Origin of the sequence: Bacteroides faecium (assembly GCF_012113595.1) — a bacterium.
Taxonomy (GTDB): Bacteria; Bacteroidota; Bacteroidia; order Bacteroidales; family Bacteroidaceae; genus Bacteroides; species Bacteroides faecium.
In genome coordinates, this window is record NZ_CP050831.1 from 4694860 (window position 1) to 4714132 (window position 19273).

Sequence of the window (19273 nt, forward strand, 5' to 3'; positions counted from 1 at the left end):
CAATAACAGAATACTATGAGTAAAAGATATTTTATTTTAGGCTTATGTCTGCTTTTCATACAAGCCTTTACGCAAATCGTCTACGCCCAGAACTCACGTACGGTGAACGGTTCTGTAGTGGATGAATTTGGGGATCCGATTATTGGCGCTGCAATCAAGATTGTAGACACTACGGTGGGTACGATAAGTGATATTGACGGGAAATTCACCCTTTCCGTTCCGGAAGGAGGACGATTGACTATTTCATTTGTAGGATACGTGACTCAGACTATTACAAATCTGAATAATCCGAAAGTCATTCTTTTGGAAGATGTATCGAAGTTGGATGAGGTAGTGGTAGTAGGTTATGGAACACAGAAGATGAAAAACATAACGGGTTCTATCGAAACCATTTCCACAGAAGAGATAAAAGACCTTTCGGTAGGTAATCTGGGAGATGCGTTGAGTGGAATGATGACCGGTCTGCACGTTAGTGCGGGGGGTGGTCGTCCGGGTAGTACACCGAGTTTGCAGATTCGTCAAAGTAATATCAACACCAGTGTGACTCCTAATTCAACGCGAGGTGGAGATGCGGATCCCAGTCCGCTGTATGTAATTGACGATTTCATATCTACAGAGGATGCGTTCAATAATCTGGATGTGAATGAGGTGGAAAGTATTACAGTATTGAAAGATGCATCAGCAGCAGTATATGGAGCCCGTGCAGCTTACGGTGTAGTGTTGGTGAAAACAAAACGTGGTAAAGTAGGTGCACCCAGTATCTCTTATACGGGACAATTCGGTTTTACTGATGCTCTGAAACTTCCTAAGATGCTTAGTGCTTATGATTACGGACGCATTTATAATGCGGCACGTGGAGCAGGTACTTCTACCGGTGAGTCAGAATCAGATGATCGGAGAACACAATATTTCCAAGCTGACGAATTGGAAGCCATGAGAGGGCTGAACTACGATTTGCTCGATCAGGAATGGAGTGCTGCATGGACGCAACGCCACGGTATCAATATCAATGGTGGTACGGAGAGAGCTACTTACTTCGCAGGTGTTTCTTACTATAGCCAGGAAGGTAACATCGGACGTTTGGATTATGACCGTTGGAATTTCCGTGCAGGCGTGAACGCCAATATCGGTAAGTGGGCGAAGGCTACTCTACAGGTATCGGGGGATATGAGTGAGCAGAATAGCGCCCGCAATGGTATAACCAGTGGCGGAACAGATGCCGACTTCAACTCTTTGATGACTCACATTCCGTTTGTTCCTGCTTATATAAATGGACTCCCTGTTGTATATACAGGTATGGAGAACGCATCTTCAGGCCTTACTGCCGTGCAGTTATTCCATTATGGTGCTGTGCAGAATTCTCCGGATAATACACAAAAAGAATCCAACAATATGTCTATCAACGGTTCATTTGAGTACGATTTCGGTTGGAACAAATGGTTGAAAGGACTGAAAGTGAAAGCGTCTTATTCAAGAAATATAACGAATAATAAAGGAAACGACATTGGTACCAAAATGAGCGTTTATAGATTGCTGAACCGTGGTGGTAGTGGAAATCACCTTTATACAGGCAATGATATAGACATTGCCGACAGTAATTTCGGAACTTTCACGCTGGATAATGGTAATTTGCTTGCCCGGTCAATGAATAAGACGGACAACTACCAGATGAACTTGACCGTCAGCTATGCACGCCAGTTCGGTTTGCACAATGTGAGCGGCTTGTTCTCAATAGAAAAGGCGGAATCGGAATATGAATATCTGACGGGTACTGTTGCCGATCCTTATAGCTTTACCGACGGACAGTCTACTTCTGCGGCTTCCGGCGCAGATCAGACGACCACATTCGGTCGTACGGAATCGGGTATGCTCTCTTATATCGGTCGTCTGAATTATTCGTATGCAGACAAATATCTGTTTGAGTTCCTGCTTCGTTCGGATGCTTCTACCAAATTTGCTCCCAGCAACTATTGGGGAGTATTTCCTTCCTGGTCGGCAGGTTGGGTTTTATCGGAAGAGAATTGGTTCGATAAAGAAAAGCTCGGCATTGATTTCTTTAAAATCCGTGCTTCATTCGGTATCTTGGGAAGAGATAACATACAACCTTGGCTGTGGACTCAACTTTATGCCCGCAATCCGGATGGAGGTGCTATATTTGGAGAAGCCACCAATACATATGCCGGTGCGACTTTCCAAATGCCCCAAAGAGGTGTGAATAAAGACGTGCATTGGGATAAGACCTACAAAACGAACGTTGGTATTGATATCCGGACACTGAACAGCAGACTGGGTATCACACTGGATGCTTACTATGACATGGGCCGTGAGTTGTTTACCACTTTCACCGGAACTTCTTTCTATCCGACAACAGTGGGTACGCAGGCTACTCCTGAGAACTTCGGAGAGATTGATACTTATGGCGTGGAACTTACGCTGAACTGGAAAGATAAAATCGGCAAAGATTTCTCTTATTGGGTGAAGATGAGTACCGGTTATAGCGATAATAAGATAAAGGAAGCCGGTTTCCAGGCTACCCCTTTCTTTGACGACATCATTCGTGGCGAACGTTCCGACCGCGGAGTATGGGGATACGAGTGTCTCGGCATGTTCCGTAGTTATCAGGAAATTGAAGAGTATTTCGCAGTCAACAAAATCACTTCCTATCTTGGCAACTCGAAAGAAAATGTTCATCCGGGTATGTTGATTTATAGCGACCAGCGCGGACAACGCAATGCGGACGGAAGTTACGGTGAGAAAGACGGAGTAATCGACCGTAATGACTATGTGAAAATTTCTAATCGTGTCAACAATCCTTGGGGATTTACGCTGAACTTCGGTGCTTCTTATAAGAACTTCTCATTTAGTGCACAGTTTGGTGCAAATTGGGGTGCTTACGGTCTTGTTCAAACCAATTTACGTCAGGAAAGTTATAATAGTATGGAGTATAAAAATCTGTCCGCGATGTGGAAAGATATGTATGTGTACGAAGACGTATTGGATGCGAACGGTAATGTCGTGGCAGCAATGAACCGGAATGCCAAATATCCGAATCTGAGATATAGTGAGGTGAACAGTCAGGCTTCCACATTCTGGAAAGTAAGTGCAGCTAATGTCAGATTACGTAATCTGACCGTAGCTTACAACCTTCCGAAAGAATGGTTGAAACCTGTCGGCATCAGCAGTTGCCGTTTGAATCTGACTTGCCAGAACCTTTTCAGTTTCTACAATCCTTATGAAAATGGCGTATGGGATACATGGGCAGGCACGTATGGGAATTATCCGAACTTGCGTAAATTTACCTTGGGTGTGAATGTTTCATTCTAATATAAAAGAAGATTATGAAAGAAAAGATAAATATATTTAGTTTGAAGGCGTTGGCGGTAGCGGCAGTAATCAGCTTTACCGGATGCAGCGATGACTTTCTGAAAGACAAGAAAGTATACGGAAGCTTTGACGGTTCAGTCGTATACGAATATTATGAAACAGCCAAAAGTCGTGTGGATTATTTGTATCGCTGTTTGCTACCAAATGCAGTCGGAGGGTCCAATGCTTTGACTGATATAGTCAGTGCGGGAATCAACGATGACTTTTCCAAATGTACGGAAGAATATGGCGAATTCTCCCTTTTTAATGATCCGTCAGCGGTTCTTACGATCCATAATGTACCCGATTATTTTTATGTAATCAACGGCGAGACAAGCCCTTGGGGACGTATTCGCGAATGTAATGATGTCATTGAAGGCGTGACGGGAAGTGAGACTCTTACTCGGGAAGAGAAAGAAGAATTGCTCGGACAGGCTTACTTCTTCCGTGCATGGCGTTATTATCTGTTGGTGAAGATGTATGGTGGTGTACCTATTGTAGATCATGTTCAGAATCCGGTGATTGGTGATGGTAACGGTGAGAATCTGGTGATTCCCCGTTCTTCAACCAAAGATTGTGTAGACTTTGTATGCAATGATTTGGATATGGCATCCCGATACCTTCCTGTACAATGGGACGGTGATAATTACGGGCGCATTACTTCCGGAGCCGCACTTGCCTTGAAAGGACGTATGTTGTTGCTTTATGCCAGTCCGCTTTTCAACCGTGGCGACGACCAATCACGTTGGCAAGCCGCTTATGACGCGAATTTTGCTGCTATCGCTGCACTGAAAGCCGGTGGCTTCGGACTTGCTTATGAAAGTAACGGGGGAGATAACAATGCAAAGAACTGGGCTAAAATGTTCACTGACCATACGGGAAAAAGTGAAGCCGTCTTTGTCACCTTATATAATAATGTATCTCCTATTGCCGGTCAGAATATTAATAAGTACAACTTATGGGAGCAAGGAATCCGTCCGGGTAATATAAACGGTGGTGGCGGCAGGACTGCTACGGCAGAAATAGTAGACCTCTTCCCGATGGCTGACGGTAAAAGACCAGGGGAATCAATATACACATACGACAATGAGGGTAGTAAATTCTTTATGAACCGTGATCCGCGTTTCTATCGTACATTTGCATTCCCGGGTGTGGAATGGAAGTTTAATAGTGGGGATGTCGATTTCTCCGGAACTACCATGTCCGGTCTTTGTCCGAGCTATTATACGGATGGAAGTGAATATGAGCTTTGGAACTACTGTTGGTATGTATCGGCTACTGACCTCGCTGATCCGAGTAAAAGTGGTTATGCGGCTGATAAGTTAGGAACTAGAAACAGAAGCGTCTATGTGCGTAAACGTTCGAATGATGATCCGTCTTCTGACTTTAATGTGTTTACAGATTATAGTTCCGGTGATCAACAAGGTTTCAGACGTTCAGCGGCCCCTTATATGGAAATACGTTATGCTGAAGTGTTATTAAACTTGGCGGAGTCTGCTTGTGGTGCCGGTGGAACGCATCATGCGGAAGGAGTTCAGGCATTGAAAGATGTGCGTGCACGGGTAGGCTATACGTCGGCCAACAATTACGGCCTGAATACGGATATTGAAAATGACCGTGCCAAATTATTCGCGGCTATCTTGTATGAGCGTCAGGTGGAATTGGCTTATGAAGGCAAACGGGCTTATGATATGCGTCGTTGGATGCTTTTTGATGGTGGCGTGGGACAAGGATCACTGAATGCAAGTTGGGCATTATCCGGATTTAGCGGTAATACTTGTAATTATCTGGGGGTAACTCCGATGAATGCTCTTGGCAAAAGACATCGTATCGAAATTCATGTGGAGGGAACCGGTGCTGCAAATGACAATAGTGACCCGCTTAGAAATGAAACCCGTCCGGCTGCATTGACATTGAACGAGAATATCGTATCCGAAATAGTTGGAGATGATGAAGTGATTTCCGATCCGGCTGTTCAGGCAATGTGTAACTTCTATAATGCAAACTTCACACGCAAGGATATCAGTCTTGACGGTAACACGCTTGGTATTGATCCTGTTTTCCTGCCGAAATATTATTTCCTCGGATTGCGTCAGAGTGCACAGCAGACTAATGCTACATTGTATCAGACCATTGGCTGGGAAGACCACTCTCATGGTGGTATGGGAACTTTCGACCCGTTGGCTGAATAAAAGTTCTCCTGATTTTCAGGAAGAGGTGATTTGCTGAAACTAAAAGAAAAGCAATTTACCATAGAAGATGAGTCCAAATCATTTCTCCTTTCAAAGGGAGGGTGGTTTGGACTCATTTTTTTAGATATATAAGGCTCTCCAAGGAAAAGTTGAAATAGTGGTTTCAGCTTTCAGTTTCTTCTGTAAGTCCCTGTTTATCGGTATTTCGGCTGAAAGCGCCTGCTTTCAGCCGGAATATCAAATATTAATAATTGAGATGTTGGGTATATATAGCTGATGTGCCGGCTCTGCATGTCCAACAGCCGGGCTTATCTCCTCTGTACCCTGGACATATTATATTATTCCCTGGGAATAGAGCCTCTAACTCATGGGTATAGAGGCTCCAATTAGGGGAAACAGAGGCTGTATTTTACTCCAACAGACCTTTCGTTTTGCACAAATCGAGTGGCTGAAAGCGGAATCGGGTGGTTTCAGGGTGTGCCTTCAGCCGGAATCCCCATGGATAAGGACTCTTAGAGGGAACTGGATAGCTGAAAGCGGGAGAGTGCATTAAAAATTGGAGGCTGGTTGAGCAGTATATAGATACTATTTTACTGCTGGATTCAAGTACTTCTTTAATGTAAAGTATGTATTTGAATCGTCTCACTCTTCTACTTCTTCCTGATGAATGTAGTACTTCATTTTGTGTGGTCTTCTATATGTGTTCCATTCTTGTAGTACAAGAAACATCATTCTTAATCAATTGTAATTGGTTGAGAAAAAGGTATTGAAGGATAAAATTGTCTCAAATTTAATTTTATTCTTTAATATGTGATTACATATATTTTAGTTATTCGTCCTGTTTATGTATGATAAAAAAGAAATATTGGTGAAGTATTTTTGTATTTTTGAACTAAATATGTAAACAGATGGAAAAAGAACAAGTCTTTTCTAGAAAAACACAGAGCAAATATCTAAGCGCAGCGAAGATTATCTGCCTCTCTTTTTTGTTTGCTGTTCCTGTGGAGACATTTGCTGAAAGTGTAAAAGAAATGCCTGCTGTAAATGCAGTCCAGCAACAGGGAATTGTGAAAGGAACGGTAGTTGACACTCAAGGAGAACCGATTATTGGAGCTAGCGTGACAATAAAAGGGGGAACAGTCGGTACAATTACTGATATTGATGGTAACTTCTCATTGACAGTGCCCACAGGAAGCCAGATTGTAGTGTCCTTTATTGGATATACTCGTCAATTTGTCACTCCTAAAGCAGGGCAGGCATTAAAAATTGTATTAAAAGAGGATACAAAGACTCTTGACGAGGTGGTAGTAATTGGATATGGTACGCAAAAGGCGAAAGATGTAACTGGATCTATTGGCGTAATTACTCCAAAAGAAATCGAAGAACTTCCGGTATCAAATTTAGGTGCTGCTTTGGCTGGGCAAATTCCGGGTCTAAGTGTATCTGGTGGTGATAATCGTCCGGGAGTGGGTGCTTCTATTTCTATCCGGCAGTCTTTTAGCTATTCGAAAGATGGTGGAAGTAGTGATCCTATGATTATTATAGATGATGTGATTCAAATAGATCCGAATTCAGGTCTTCCTACTATGGATACTTTTAATGCGCTGGATCCTTCTGAAATTGAAAGTATTTCTGTTCTTCGTGATGCCAGCGCTTCTATTTATGGTTCTCGTGCTTCACAAGGTGCCATTGTTGTCAAAACTAAGCGTGGTAAGGCGGGAGCGCCTAGAATCAGTTATTCTGGTAAATTTGGTGTTAATGATGCTGTAGGTCATCCGAAAATATTGACAGGATCAGCATACGGTCGTTTTGCTAATTCTTTGAATACAGCAAGTGGTAAAATAAACACAGGCAGTTCTGATTGGAAAACCAAAATTTATAGTGAGGATGAACTTGCACAGATGGATCAGATGAACTATAATTGGCTGGACGAAGCTTGGTCATCTGCATTTACAATGAATCATTCTGTAAATGTCAGTGGTGGTAGTGAAAATGCAACTTATTTTGCTGGAGCCTCTTATTACACACAAGGTGCCAACTTAGGGAAACAGGATTATGATAAATGGAACTTCCGTGCGGGAGTTGATGTGAAATTGACCTCAGACTTGAAATTTTCGGCAACAATTGCAGGCTATCAGCAAGATATTGAAAAAAGCCATACGAAGAGTGGCACAGCTATTAATGGATATGGAAAGGTTCAGCCGGGTGAAAGCGGAGAGTATCTTTTGTTATCGCATATGCCAACCTATATTCCTTGGGAAGTAACATTGGACGATGGTAATACATATTATACTTCTCCTCTCCTTAATAGTTACTCAGAGGCTGGTAATGCAAAATCAAATGATAGAATTGGTAGCTGGAACTATTTTCAAATGTTAGATAGTGATGGTAACTATTCCAAAACAAATTCATTTGGATACGATGCTAATTTCTCAATGACATATTCTATTCCTTACATAAAAGGACTGTCGGTAAAAGGTAGTTATGCTTTAAAACGTAATGCTTCTGATGGCGAACAAGTTATGATGCCATTTACGTTGGCTTATTTGAAAGCAGATAATAAGTTGACGGAAGGTAACCGTTTTTTCAGCGATCATCCGTCTGTAGCAGATTATGAATTTAATGAATATACAGGACGTACGCGTGTTGTTTTTACAGATGCTCTTACTAAAAATGAACAAATGAACTTCTACATTAATTATGAAGGAAAATTTGGTTTGCATAGTATTACAGCAATGGCTGCTGTAGAGAAAATGAAATCTTCACAACATTCTAAGCAAATGATTTATATTAATCCGAATCCGGATAGTTATTTAGGAACAGCCGCAACCGCTGGTACGATGGACGTAGGCAATACTGTAACCTATAGATATCAGCAAGGTTCATTGTCTTATTTGGGACGTGTTACTTATAACTATGCAGATAAATATCTTTTTCAGTTTGTATTCCGTACGGATGCTTCGACTAAATTTGCTCCTGCAAATTATTGGGGATTTTTCCCGGGAGTATCTCTAGGATGGGTTGCTTCAGAAGAGAAGTTCTTTAAAGATGTAATGCCTGCTTGGTTTGAATATGCAAAGTTACGTTTCTCATGGGGGCAGACTGGTAAAGATAACCTGAAGGCTTGGAGATGGATGCAATTATATGGTGTAGATGGAACAAGGGGGTATGGATTCGGTGCTAACAGTGGTTATGCAAAAACAGGTATTAAGGCTGATGCTACCCCTAATCCTTCTGCACATTGGGATAAGGATAATAAATATAATTTAGGACTTGATTTGCGCTTCTTGAATAATCGTCTGAGCGCTACAATGGATTTCTATTATGATGTAAACTCTGATATTCTGAATCAAAATATTGGTGGTATCGTGGGAACTCCAATTTTTGCAGGAGGAGCACTTACTGAGGTGAATTTTGGTAGAATTGATGCATGGGGTAGTGAATTCTCTCTTAACTGGCGAGACAAAGTAGGTCAGGTGAAATATAATGTAGGTGTCAACTTTGGCTTCAGTAATAATAAAGTGAAAGAATGGCCGGAACTTCCAGCTTCGTTAGCTGCTAATAACTCCGTAAGGGCTGGCGTTTCAACAATTATGCCTGTTTGGGGGTATAAAGTTTGGCGAGGAACTTCTAGTGGGGATGGTATTTTACGTAACCAAAAGGATATTGATGATTATTGGTCTTATTTGAAAGGAAATGCCAATGGTGGAACTGTAAAGTACTTGGATAAAACAAATAAAAGTGATTTGAAGCCGGGTATGTTAGCTTATCAGGATTTAGGTGGTGGTTTAAATCCTGATGGTACTCAAAAAGGTCCTGATGGACAGGTTAGTAAAGTGGAAGACTATGCAAAATTAGCAAAGAAAAATCGAACTCACGGCTTTACAACAAAATTGGGAGCGGAATGGAAGGGCATAACTTTCAGCATGATGCTTTCTACATCATGGGGAGGTGACCGTCAGATTGACAGAGCACAATATGTTTTCTCTTCTCAACAGAATATGGTATGGTCACCAGATATTTTCTGGCAGGATATGTATGACGAGATGAATAATCCAAATGGCAAGTATCCGAATATTGGTTTGGAAAATAGAATTAGTGGTTCTGTTGACAGCCCGTCTGATTTCTGGCAGATCAGTACATTCCGTTGCTATATCCGCAACTTGAGTGTTGGTTATACTTTGCCGAAAAGATGGTTAACTCCATTGAAAATTCAATCTGCACGACTCAGTGTGACTGGTAACAACCTGTGGGACTTGTATAATCCATATCCTAAAAAGTATCGTAATATGTATGACAAAACGACTACATTGTATCCTACTTTGAGAACATGGTCTTTGGGTGTAAATGTTTCATTTTAAAAATCATAATTATGAAAAAGAAAACGATATTATATAGTGCGCTGTTAGCGTTCGGTTTACTTTCATTTTCCGGTTGTAGTGATCAGTTTCTGAAAGATATGACTCCTTATGATAAGTATTCACCGGAACAAACTTTTGGAAGTGAGGTTATTTTAGATCAGTATATTCAGAATATTTATTATAACTATTTCCGTGTATCAGGTATGACTCCTACACAGTCATATAGCTTAGCTGGTAAATATACCGATTTTACGGCATATACCGAAGAAAAGTGGGGAATACAAACCAAGATTAGTTCCAGTAATATTTTGGAAGAAGCTAAGGATTGTGATTCTTATTTTGGTGCAAATCTGGCATCTAATATAAGCAATGATCCATATTCGCGTATTCGTTATTGTAATGATGTTTTAGAAGGTATTGATAAATATGGTCAAACTCTCTCGGATGGATTTGTGAGAAAGGCAAAGGGACAAGCATATTTCCTACGTGCAATTCAATTATTTGATTTGGTTCGTGTTTATGGTGGAGTTCCAATTGTAAATACAGTCTTAAATGCCGCTGACCGTGAGGCTGCCAAGGCATATAATCGTGAGAGTGTAGAAGCATGCATTAAACAAATTATAAGTGACCTTGACGATGCGGCAGGATTACTTCCTACCCGTAAAGAATGGGGAGATGCAGAATATGGGCGATTGACAAAAGAAGCAGCCTTAGCATATAAAAGCCGTGTACTTCTAGTTTTTGCCAGTCCAATATTTAATAAGGATTGGGATAACTCGGGTAACCAACGTTGGAAAGATGCTTTGAAGGCGACTCAAGATGCAAAAACTTTATTGGATAATGAAGGGTACGGATTGTACGGAGCAACTGGTAAAGATTGGGATGAGATGTTTTACAAAAATGATAATAAATTCTGCAAAGAAGTTATCATGGTGAAAATGCTTGCCGCTTCAACTTCAGGTTCTGATGAACGCAGTAGTTGGCAAAAAGCGATTCGATTAAAGTCAATGGGAAGTAATGGAGCTGGTTTCCAAGTGCCACAAGGCATGCTTGATATTTTCCCAATGGCTGACGGAAAGCCTGCTGTTGATGAAAATGGTAATTTTGTAAATGGTTATGATAAGTTCCTGTTTTTCAAAAACCGTGATCCACGCTTTTATTATACTTTTACTTTCTCTGGAATGAAATGGGGGTATGATGCTAATGCGGATGCTGTTGTATGGAACTATTGTTGGGAAGATGCCAGTGAAAATCAATATTTTGCAAATGTAGGGAGTAGTCCTGCTATTGTACGCAAAATGTCTAGTCCAATTGCAAGTAGTGCCAATACTTATGCTGCCGACGGAACAGACGTTTATGAATATCGTTATGCGGAACTACTTTTGAACTTGGCAGAGTGTTACGCTGCTACTGGTGATGCGTCGACGGCTATTGATGTACTGGGGCAGGTGCGCGCTCGCGTTGGAATTCCTGTTGGTAACAATAAATATGGTTTAGGTAGTGTTTCCGATAAACACGAGGCGATTAAAGCTTGTCTGCGTGAACGTCAGATAGAACTGGCATACGAAGGAAAACGATATTGGGATATTTGGCGTTGGATGTTATATACTGATGATGCAAGTAATAATAATACGACATGTGCTACATTGGGACTTGAACCATTGAATGGGACTCACCGTGTTGGTAAATATTTGAAAGTGAAAGGCTCTACAACAAAGGAGGATCCTATAGCATCTGAAGTTGCTGCGTTCGATACTCCGGTAGATGTAAATGATGAAGCTAATTTACAAGCAAACCTTGAGATTTTAGCTGAATTCTGGACTTCTCACTTTGAGTTCAAAGATACTAAAACACCAGTGGATAATATAAATAATGAACAGGCTGAAATAACTTGGAGAGAAAATTACTATCTGTCTGGTTTACCGGAAAATGTGTTATTGATGAATCCTTGGTTGTCACAAAGTACAGGATGGCAGGATGCATATGGCGCAAAAGGTACATTTGATGCCAGACAATAATCATTGAAACTTGAAAGATAGGGGGCATGTCATGAAAATGATATGCCCCTTTTTTGCTAAAAATAGTTTTATCTCTACTGATCTTTGCAAATAGTTGAACGAAATGGTTAAAACGGATTTTGATTATGAAGCATATGTAGGTGATTCCTATTCCAATGTGTGTGACATTAGGGCTGTTCTTGACGAACAGCCCTATAACTTGGAGGATTACAAAGCTACACAAGCAAGTATAGAAGAATGGAGAAAGAAATATGTACAGATATAGAAATACGGAACAACAGTGAAAATCTGACGATTTATTTTTTTCTACTTTATCACCCATGTTTTTCATTATTACTGATTACAAATCTTTTCTTCTTTCGTCTTATTATTGTATTTTTGAATTAACAACTTCACAAAACCAAATAAAAATGAAGAAGAAGCATCTACTTTTAGCAGCTTTCGCTGCAACAATGTTGACTCCGACCATTGCATGGGCGCAATACCCGCAAATATCCGGCGAAGCCAAAGATAACTATACGAAAATGATGACCGAAGAGCGGAAACGTTCTGACGAAGCATGGGCAAAAGCGTTGCCGATAGTACAAAAAGAAGCCAGGGAAGGACGCCCTTATATCCCTTGGGCTGGTCGCCCGTATGATTTGCCACAAGCTGATATCCCTTCATTCCCAGGTGCTGAAGGTGGTGGTATGTACAGTTTCGGCGGCCGTGGCGGCAAAGTGATAACTGTAACAAATCTGAATGACCGCGGACCGGGTTCTTTCCGTGAAGCATGCGAAACTGGCGGTGCACGTATTATCGTATTCAATGTTGCCGGTATCATCCGTCTGGAATCTCCGATTATCGTCCGTGCTCCTTACGTAACCATTGCTGGACAAACAGCTCCTGGAGACGGTGTTTGTATCGCTGGAGAATCATTTTGGGTAGATACACATGATGTCGTAGTACGTCATATGCGTTTCCGTCGTGGAGAAACGAAAGTATGGCATCGTGATGACTCTTTCGGAGGTAACCCTGTTGGTAATATAATGATTGACCACTGTTCCTGTACATGGGGATTGGATGAAAATATTTCTTTCTATCGCCACATGTATGATCCTAGTGAAGGACAATATGAGAGCAAAGACTTGAAGCTTCCTACTGTAAACGTAACTATCCAAAATACTATCTCAGCAAAAGCATTGGATACATACAACCATGCATTCGGTAGCACATTAGGAGGTGAGAACTGCGCATTTGCCCGTAACCTCTGGGCTAGCAACTCCGGACGTAATCCTTCTATCGGCTGGAATGGTATCTTTAACTTCGTTAATAATATCGTGTTCAACTGGGTTCACCGTTCTTCAGACGGTGGTGACTATACCGCAATGTTCAACATGATTAATAACTACTACAAACCGGGACCTGCTACTCCTAAAGACTCCAATGTAGGACATCGTATCTTGAAACCGGAAGCGGGACGTAGCAAGTTGGATCATAAAGAATATGGACGGGTATATGCCGACGGAAATATCATGGAAGGCTATCCTGAAATAACGAAAGACAACTGGAATGGCGGTATCCAGATTGAAACCCAGCCGAACACTGACGGATATACTGAATACATGCGTAGCTATCAGCCGTTCGAGATGCCGTATATCAATATCATGGGGGCTAATGATGCTTATGATTATGTATTGAAGCATGTAGGTGCGAATATTCCTTGCCGTGATATTGTTGACGAACGTGTGATTGAAGAAGTTAGAACAGGCATTCCTTATTATGAAAAGAAACTTCCGAAAGACGCTTATGGTGATTTGACAGGCTTGTCTCCTAAGTCAATGGGCGAGGACGGACAGTTCAAGTATCGTCGTCTGCCGAAAGATTCTTATAAGCAAGGTATTATTACCGATATCCGTCAGATGGGTGGCTATCCTGAATACAAAGGTACTCCTTATGTAGATACAGACAAAGATGGTATGCCGGATGAATGGGAAATCGCCAACGGATTGAATCCGAATGACCCGAGTGACGCCAACAAAGATTGTACAGGTGACGGATATACTAATATTGAAAAATATATCAATGGTATCAGTACGAAGCACAAAGTAGACTGGAGAGACATGAAGAACAACTACGATACTTTGGCTGAAAAAGGAAAATTAATGTAATCGCCGGCAAGGTGCCGGAGCCATGTTTCCTTTCGGTATCCTACTTTAAAAACAAAATCAATGAAAAAGATATTAATAATTTCTCTACTGTTACTTTGTGGCTGGATATCTGCCGGAGCAGTTGACTTGAATAAAGAAAACCGTGACCCCAAATATGTGGAGTCTATCATCAATCGTTCACAGAAGATTGTCGATAAACTTGGAGTTACGGATACAAAAGTGGCGGAAGATGTCCGTAATATCATTGCCAACCGTTATTTTGAATTGAACGATATCTATGAAGTGCGCGATGCAAAAGTCAAGAAAGTAAAAGAATTGGGACTGACTGGCGACGCTAAAACTGAAGCATTGAAAGCTGCGGAAAATGAAAAGGATGCAGCGCTGTATCGTTCTCATTTCGCATTTCCTGCAAATTTGTCTCTTTTCCTTGACGAGAAGCAGATAGAAGCAGTGAAGGACGGCATGACCTATGGAGTGGTGAAAGTGACTTACGACTCACATCTTGATATGATTCCGAGTTTGAAAGAAGAGGAAAAGGCACAAATCTATGCGTGGCTGGTAGAAGCCCGTGAATTTGCCTTGGATGCTGAAAATTCGAATAAGAAACACGCAGCTTTCGGAAAATATAAAGGACGTATTAACAACTATCTGGCTAAACGCGGATACGACTTGAAGAAAGAACGTGAAGAATGGTACAAACGTGTGAAAGCACGTGGAGGATCTTTATAAGATTCTCTCCCATAATTAAATGGTTAGTTTGTTTGATGATGAAAAGGGTGGCTCGGAGAGTCGCCCTTTTCTCGTATATATTTAGAATCTGACGAATCTTCGAATCTGTTTGAGTACAAATCAGGGCTTTTATCGTCTTTTCCATATAAAGGATACAATTATAGATTATAATAGAAATGAAAAAGTTAAGAAATACATTAGCCGCAATAGGTATTTTGTTCTTGGCTTCTTGTGGGGGAAGCAAAGACTATTATATGTTCACTTCATTCCACGAACCGGCTGACGAGGGTTTAAGATATTTATATAGTGAGGACGGAATGCATTGGGATAGTATTCCGGGAGTTTGGTTGAAACCGGAACTGGGAAAACACCAATTGATGCGGGATCCTTCCATGGTGCGCACTCCCGATGGGACTTTCCATTTAGTCTGGACTACGAGCTGGAAAGGTGATTTGGGATTCGGCTATGCAAATTCCAGAGATTTGGTTCATTGGTCGGAACAACAAATGATTACTGTTATGGCTGATGAACCGACCACTGTTAATGTATGGGCTCCGGAGATTTTTTATGATGACGATAGTGAGCAGTTTATGGTGGTGTGGGCTTCATGTGTCCCCGGTCGTTTTGAGAAAGGGATAGAAGAAGAAAACAATAACCATCGCTTGTATTATATCACAACGAAGGATTTTAAGACAGTTTCAAAAGCGAAAGTCTTATACGATCCGGGTTTTAGTACAATTGATGCTGTTCTGGTGAAACGGGCAAAAAATGATTATGTGATGGTACTCAAAGATAATACCCGTCCTGAACGTAACCTGAAGATTGCTTTTGCAGATTCCCTGACAGGGCCTTATTCGCCTGCATCACAACCATTCACCGAATCCTTTGTAGAGGGACCGACCGTAGAAAAGGTAGGAGAGGACTATCTCATTTATTTTGATGTGTATAAGAAGAAAATATACGGAGCTATGCGCACAAAGGACTTTAAGAATTTCACCGATATAACCAATGATGTAAGCGTACCTGCCGGACATAAACACGGAACAATATTCAAGGCTCCGGCAACAGTGGTTAAAACACTGTTGGAAGAAAGTAAGAAGAAATAAATTAAAACCAGAAATAGATCATGAACAACTCTACAAAGATTCTCTTTGCACTAGCTGCCGGATGGCTGACAGCTACAGTATCAGCACAAGACAGAATCCATTACACAGGAACAGAAATCTCAAATCCTACTTATCATGACGGACAACTGTCCCCAGTAGTAGGGGTACATAATATCCAATTGGTGCGGGCAAACCGGGAACACCCTGATGCCTCTAACGGCCATGGTTGGACTTACAATCATCAACCGATGCTGGCTTATTGGAACGGCCAATTCTATTATCAATACCTGGCTGATCCTTCGGATGAACATGTCCCGCCTTCCCAAACCTTCCTGATGACATCAAAAGATGGTTATCAATGGACAAATCCCGAAATTGTATTTCCACCGTATAAAGTACCGGATGGATATACCAAAGAATCCCGTCCGGGTATGCAGGCTAAAGACTTGATTGCCATCATGCACCAACGCGTAGGCTTTTACGTCTCTAAATCCGGCCGTTTGATAACGATGGGGAATTACGGAGTTGCTCTGGATAAGAAAGACGACCCGAATGACGGAAACGGCATTGGCCGTGTAGTGCGCGAAATAAAGAAAGATGGCTCGTTCGGACCTATTTATTTCATTTATTATAATCACGGATTCAACGAAAAGAATACCGACTATCCATATTTCAAGAAAAGCAAAGACCGTGAATTTGTGAAAGCTTGCCAGGAGATTCTTGATAATCCGCTCTATATGATGCAATGGGTAGAAGAGGCTGATCGTGAAGACCCTATCATTCCATTGAAGAAAGGATATAAAGCATTCAACTGCTACACGCTTCCTGACGGAAGAATCGCCAGCCTTTGGAAACACGCGCTGACTTCCATCAGCGAAGATGGCGGACATACTTGGGCGGAACCCGTGCTCCGTGCAAAAGGTTTTGTTAATAGTAACGCGAAAATATGGGGACAACGTTTGAGTGACGGCACATATGCCACAGTGTATAACCCTTCCGAATTCCGTTGGCCACTTGCTATCTCATTGAGTAAGGACGGACTGGAATATACAACACTAAACCTGGTACATGGTGAAATCACACCAATGCGCTACGGTGGAAATTATAAATCATATGGTCCCCAATATCCTCGTGGCATACAAGAGGGAAACGGAGTACCTGCGGATGGTGACTTATGGGTTTCTTACAGTGTAAATAAGGAAGATATGTGGATTTCCCGTATCCCTGTGCCGGTGGAACTCAATGCTTCCGCACATGCCAATGATGACTTCTCAAAATCGAAAGCAATTGCAGAACTTACTAATTGGAATATTTATTCTCCCGCCTGGGCTCCGGTTTCTTTGGACGGACAATGGCTGAAACTGCAGGATAAAGATCCGTTTGATTATGCGAAAGTGGAACGTAAAATCCCAGCTTCTAAAGAACTGAAAGTTTCGTTCGATTTGCAAGCCGGACAAAATGATAAAGGTACACTCCAGATAGAATTCCTGAATGAGAACGGAATTGCCTGTTCCCGTATGGAGCTGACCAATGATGGTATTTTCCGTATGAAAGGTGGCTCCCGTTTCGCGAATATGATGAAATATGAAGCCGGAAAAAGCTATCACGTAGAAGCTGTTCTTTCAACGACAGACCGTAATATCCAGGTATATGTAGATGGCAAGAGAGTAGGGTTGCGTATGTTTTATGCACCGGTAGCGAGTGTTGAAAGAATTGCTTTCCGTACAGGCGTGCCACGTACATTCCCGACAGTGGATACTCCTGCCGACCAGACTTATGATTTGCCGAATGCTGGTGAACAAGAGCCTTTGGCTGAATATCGCATAGCCAACGTGAAAACATCTTCTACGGATAAGGATGCGTCTTCCGCTTTTCTGAAATATGCGGATTTCAGCCATTACGTAGATTATTTCAATGGAATGGAAGATGAGAATATCATCCAGGCAATTCCTAATGCTAAGGCTTCGGAATGGATGGAAGAGAATATTCCTTTGTTTGAATGTCCGCAACGCAATTTTGAGGAAATGTATTATTACCGTTGGTGGTCATTGCGCAAACATATCAAGGAAACTCCCGTGGAATATGGCATGACAGAATTTCTGGTACAACGTTCCTACTCGGATAAATATAACCTGATTGCCTGCGCCATCGGACATCATATTTATGAAAGCCGTTGGTTGCGTGACCCGAAATATTTGGATCAGATTATCCATACCTGGTATCGTGGTAATGACGGCGGACCTATGAAGAAAATGGATAAGTTCAGCTCATGGAATGCGGATGCGGTATTGGCACGATATATGGTAGATGGTGATAAAGACTTCATGTTGGATATGAAGAAAGATCTGGAAACCGAATACCAACGTTGGGAACGTACAAACCGTCTGAAAAACGGGTTATATTGGCAAGGTGACGTACAAGACGGTATGGAAGAATCCATCAGCGGCGGGCGCAGAAAGAAGTATGCCCGTCCTACTATCAACAGTTATATGTATGGCAATGCGAAAGCACTTTCATTGATGGGAGTCCTTTCCGGTGATGAAGGAATGGCAATGCAATATGGTATGAAAGCAGATACCCTGAAAACTTTAGTCGATACCGAATTGTGGAATACACGCCATCAGTTCTTTGAAACGATGCGTACGGATTCTTCTGCTAATGTCCGTGAGGCTATCGGTTATATTCCGTGGTATTTCAATTTGCCGGATACAGCGAAGATGTACGAAGTTGCCTGGAAAGAGATTATGGACGAGAAAGGCTTTTCTGCTCCTTACGGACTGACTACTGCCGAACGCCGCCATCCGGAGTTCCGTACACGTGGAGTGGGTAAATGTGAATGGGACGGAGCTATCTGGCCGTTCGCCTCTGCACAGACATTGACGGCAATGGCTAACTTTATGAATAATTATCCGCAAACAGTATTGTCCGACAGCGTATATTTCCGTCAAATGGAATTGTATGTAGAATCACAATACCACCGTGGACGTCCGTATATCGGCGAATATCTGGATGAAGTGACAGGTTATTGGCTGAAAGGGGATCAAGAACGTAGCCGCTATTATAATCATTCTACTTTCAATGACTTGATGATTACAGGATTGATCGGATTACGTCCGCGCCTGGATAATACGATAGAGGTGAATCCGTTGATTCCGGCAGATAAATGGGATTGGTTCTGTTTGGACAATGTATTGTATCATGGGCATAATCTGACCATTCTTTGGGATAAGAATGGCGACCGCTATCATTGTGGAAAGGGATTACGCATTTTTGTCGATGGCAAAGAAGTAGGACATGCGGATACATTGACTAGAATTGTTTGTACAAATGTTCTTTAATGATAATTTCGCAAAT

9 protein-coding genes are annotated in these 19273 nt (G+C 41.8%); all 9 read left to right on the forward strand.

The window, feature by feature from the left end; translation table 11 throughout:
- Positions 1-15 precede the first annotated feature (15 nt).
- Entirely contained in the window at positions 16-3324 is a 3309-nt protein-coding gene (locus BacF7301_RS17395) for a SusC/RagA family TonB-linked outer membrane protein (RefSeq protein ID WP_167964760.1), read from the forward strand.
- Between the two features lie 14 nt (positions 3325-3338).
- The gene (locus tag BacF7301_RS17400) at positions 3339-5555 is read left to right on the forward strand and encodes a RagB/SusD family nutrient uptake outer membrane protein (RefSeq protein ID WP_167964762.1); all 2217 of its coding nucleotides are present in this window, start codon (positions 3339-3341) and stop codon (positions 5553-5555) included.
- A gap of 908 nt (positions 5556-6463) precedes the next feature.
- Positions 6464-9916, forward strand: a complete 3453-nt coding sequence (locus tag BacF7301_RS17405; RefSeq protein WP_167964764.1) for a SusC/RagA family TonB-linked outer membrane protein — start codon at positions 6464-6466, stop codon at positions 9914-9916.
- A gap of 11 nt (positions 9917-9927) precedes the next feature.
- The gene (locus BacF7301_RS17410) at positions 9928-11934 is read left to right on the forward strand and encodes a RagB/SusD family nutrient uptake outer membrane protein (protein ID WP_167964766.1); all 2007 of its coding nucleotides are present in this window, start codon (positions 9928-9930) and stop codon (positions 11932-11934) included.
- Between the two features lie 103 nt (positions 11935-12037).
- Complete coding sequence (locus tag BacF7301_RS17415) at positions 12038-12199, forward strand: hypothetical protein (protein WP_167964768.1); 162 nt, start codon at positions 12038-12040, stop codon at positions 12197-12199.
- 145 nt (positions 12200-12344) lie between these two features.
- Positions 12345-14084, forward strand: coding sequence for a polysaccharide lyase (locus tag BacF7301_RS17420; RefSeq protein ID WP_167964770.1), 1740 nt, complete (start codon positions 12345-12347; stop codon positions 14082-14084).
- Between the two features lie 60 nt (positions 14085-14144).
- Positions 14145-14813, forward strand: coding sequence for a DUF3826 domain-containing protein (locus BacF7301_RS17425; RefSeq protein WP_167964772.1), 669 nt, complete (start codon positions 14145-14147; stop codon positions 14811-14813).
- Between the two features lie 176 nt (positions 14814-14989).
- Positions 14990-15919, forward strand: coding sequence for a glycoside hydrolase family 43 protein (locus BacF7301_RS17430; RefSeq protein ID WP_167964774.1), 930 nt, complete (start codon positions 14990-14992; stop codon positions 15917-15919).
- Between the two features lie 20 nt (positions 15920-15939).
- The gene (locus tag BacF7301_RS17435; protein ID WP_167964776.1) at positions 15940-19257 is read left to right on the forward strand and encodes an MGH1-like glycoside hydrolase domain-containing protein; all 3318 of its coding nucleotides are present in this window, start codon (positions 15940-15942) and stop codon (positions 19255-19257) included.
- Positions 19258-19273: the final 16 nt, after the last annotated feature.

Excerpts from the sequence above, each read along its gene's own strand:
- BacF7301_RS17430 (WP_167964774.1), top strand. The coding sequence starts at position 14,990 with ATGAAAAAGTTAAGAAATACATTAGCCGCAATAGGTATTTTGTTCTTG.
- BacF7301_RS17400 (WP_167964762.1), top strand. The coding sequence starts at position 3,339 with ATGAAAGAAAAGATAAATATATTTAGTTTGAAGGCGTTGGCGGTAGCG.
- BacF7301_RS17425 (WP_167964772.1), top strand. The coding sequence starts at position 14,145 with ATGAAAAAGATATTAATAATTTCTCTACTGTTACTTTGTGGCTGGATA.
- BacF7301_RS17395 (WP_167964760.1), top strand. The coding sequence starts at position 16 with ATGAGTAAAAGATATTTTATTTTAGGCTTATGTCTGCTTTTCATACAA.
- BacF7301_RS17435 (WP_167964776.1), top strand. The coding sequence starts at position 15,940 with ATGAACAACTCTACAAAGATTCTCTTTGCACTAGCTGCCGGATGGCTG.
- BacF7301_RS17420 (WP_167964770.1), top strand. The coding sequence starts at position 12,345 with ATGAAGAAGAAGCATCTACTTTTAGCAGCTTTCGCTGCAACAATGTTG.
- BacF7301_RS17405 (WP_167964764.1), top strand. The coding sequence starts at position 6,464 with ATGGAAAAAGAACAAGTCTTTTCTAGAAAAACACAGAGCAAATATCTA.
- BacF7301_RS17415 (WP_167964768.1), top strand. The coding sequence starts at position 12,038 with ATGGTTAAAACGGATTTTGATTATGAAGCATATGTAGGTGATTCCTAT.
- BacF7301_RS17410 (WP_167964766.1), top strand. The coding sequence starts at position 9,928 with ATGAAAAAGAAAACGATATTATATAGTGCGCTGTTAGCGTTCGGTTTA.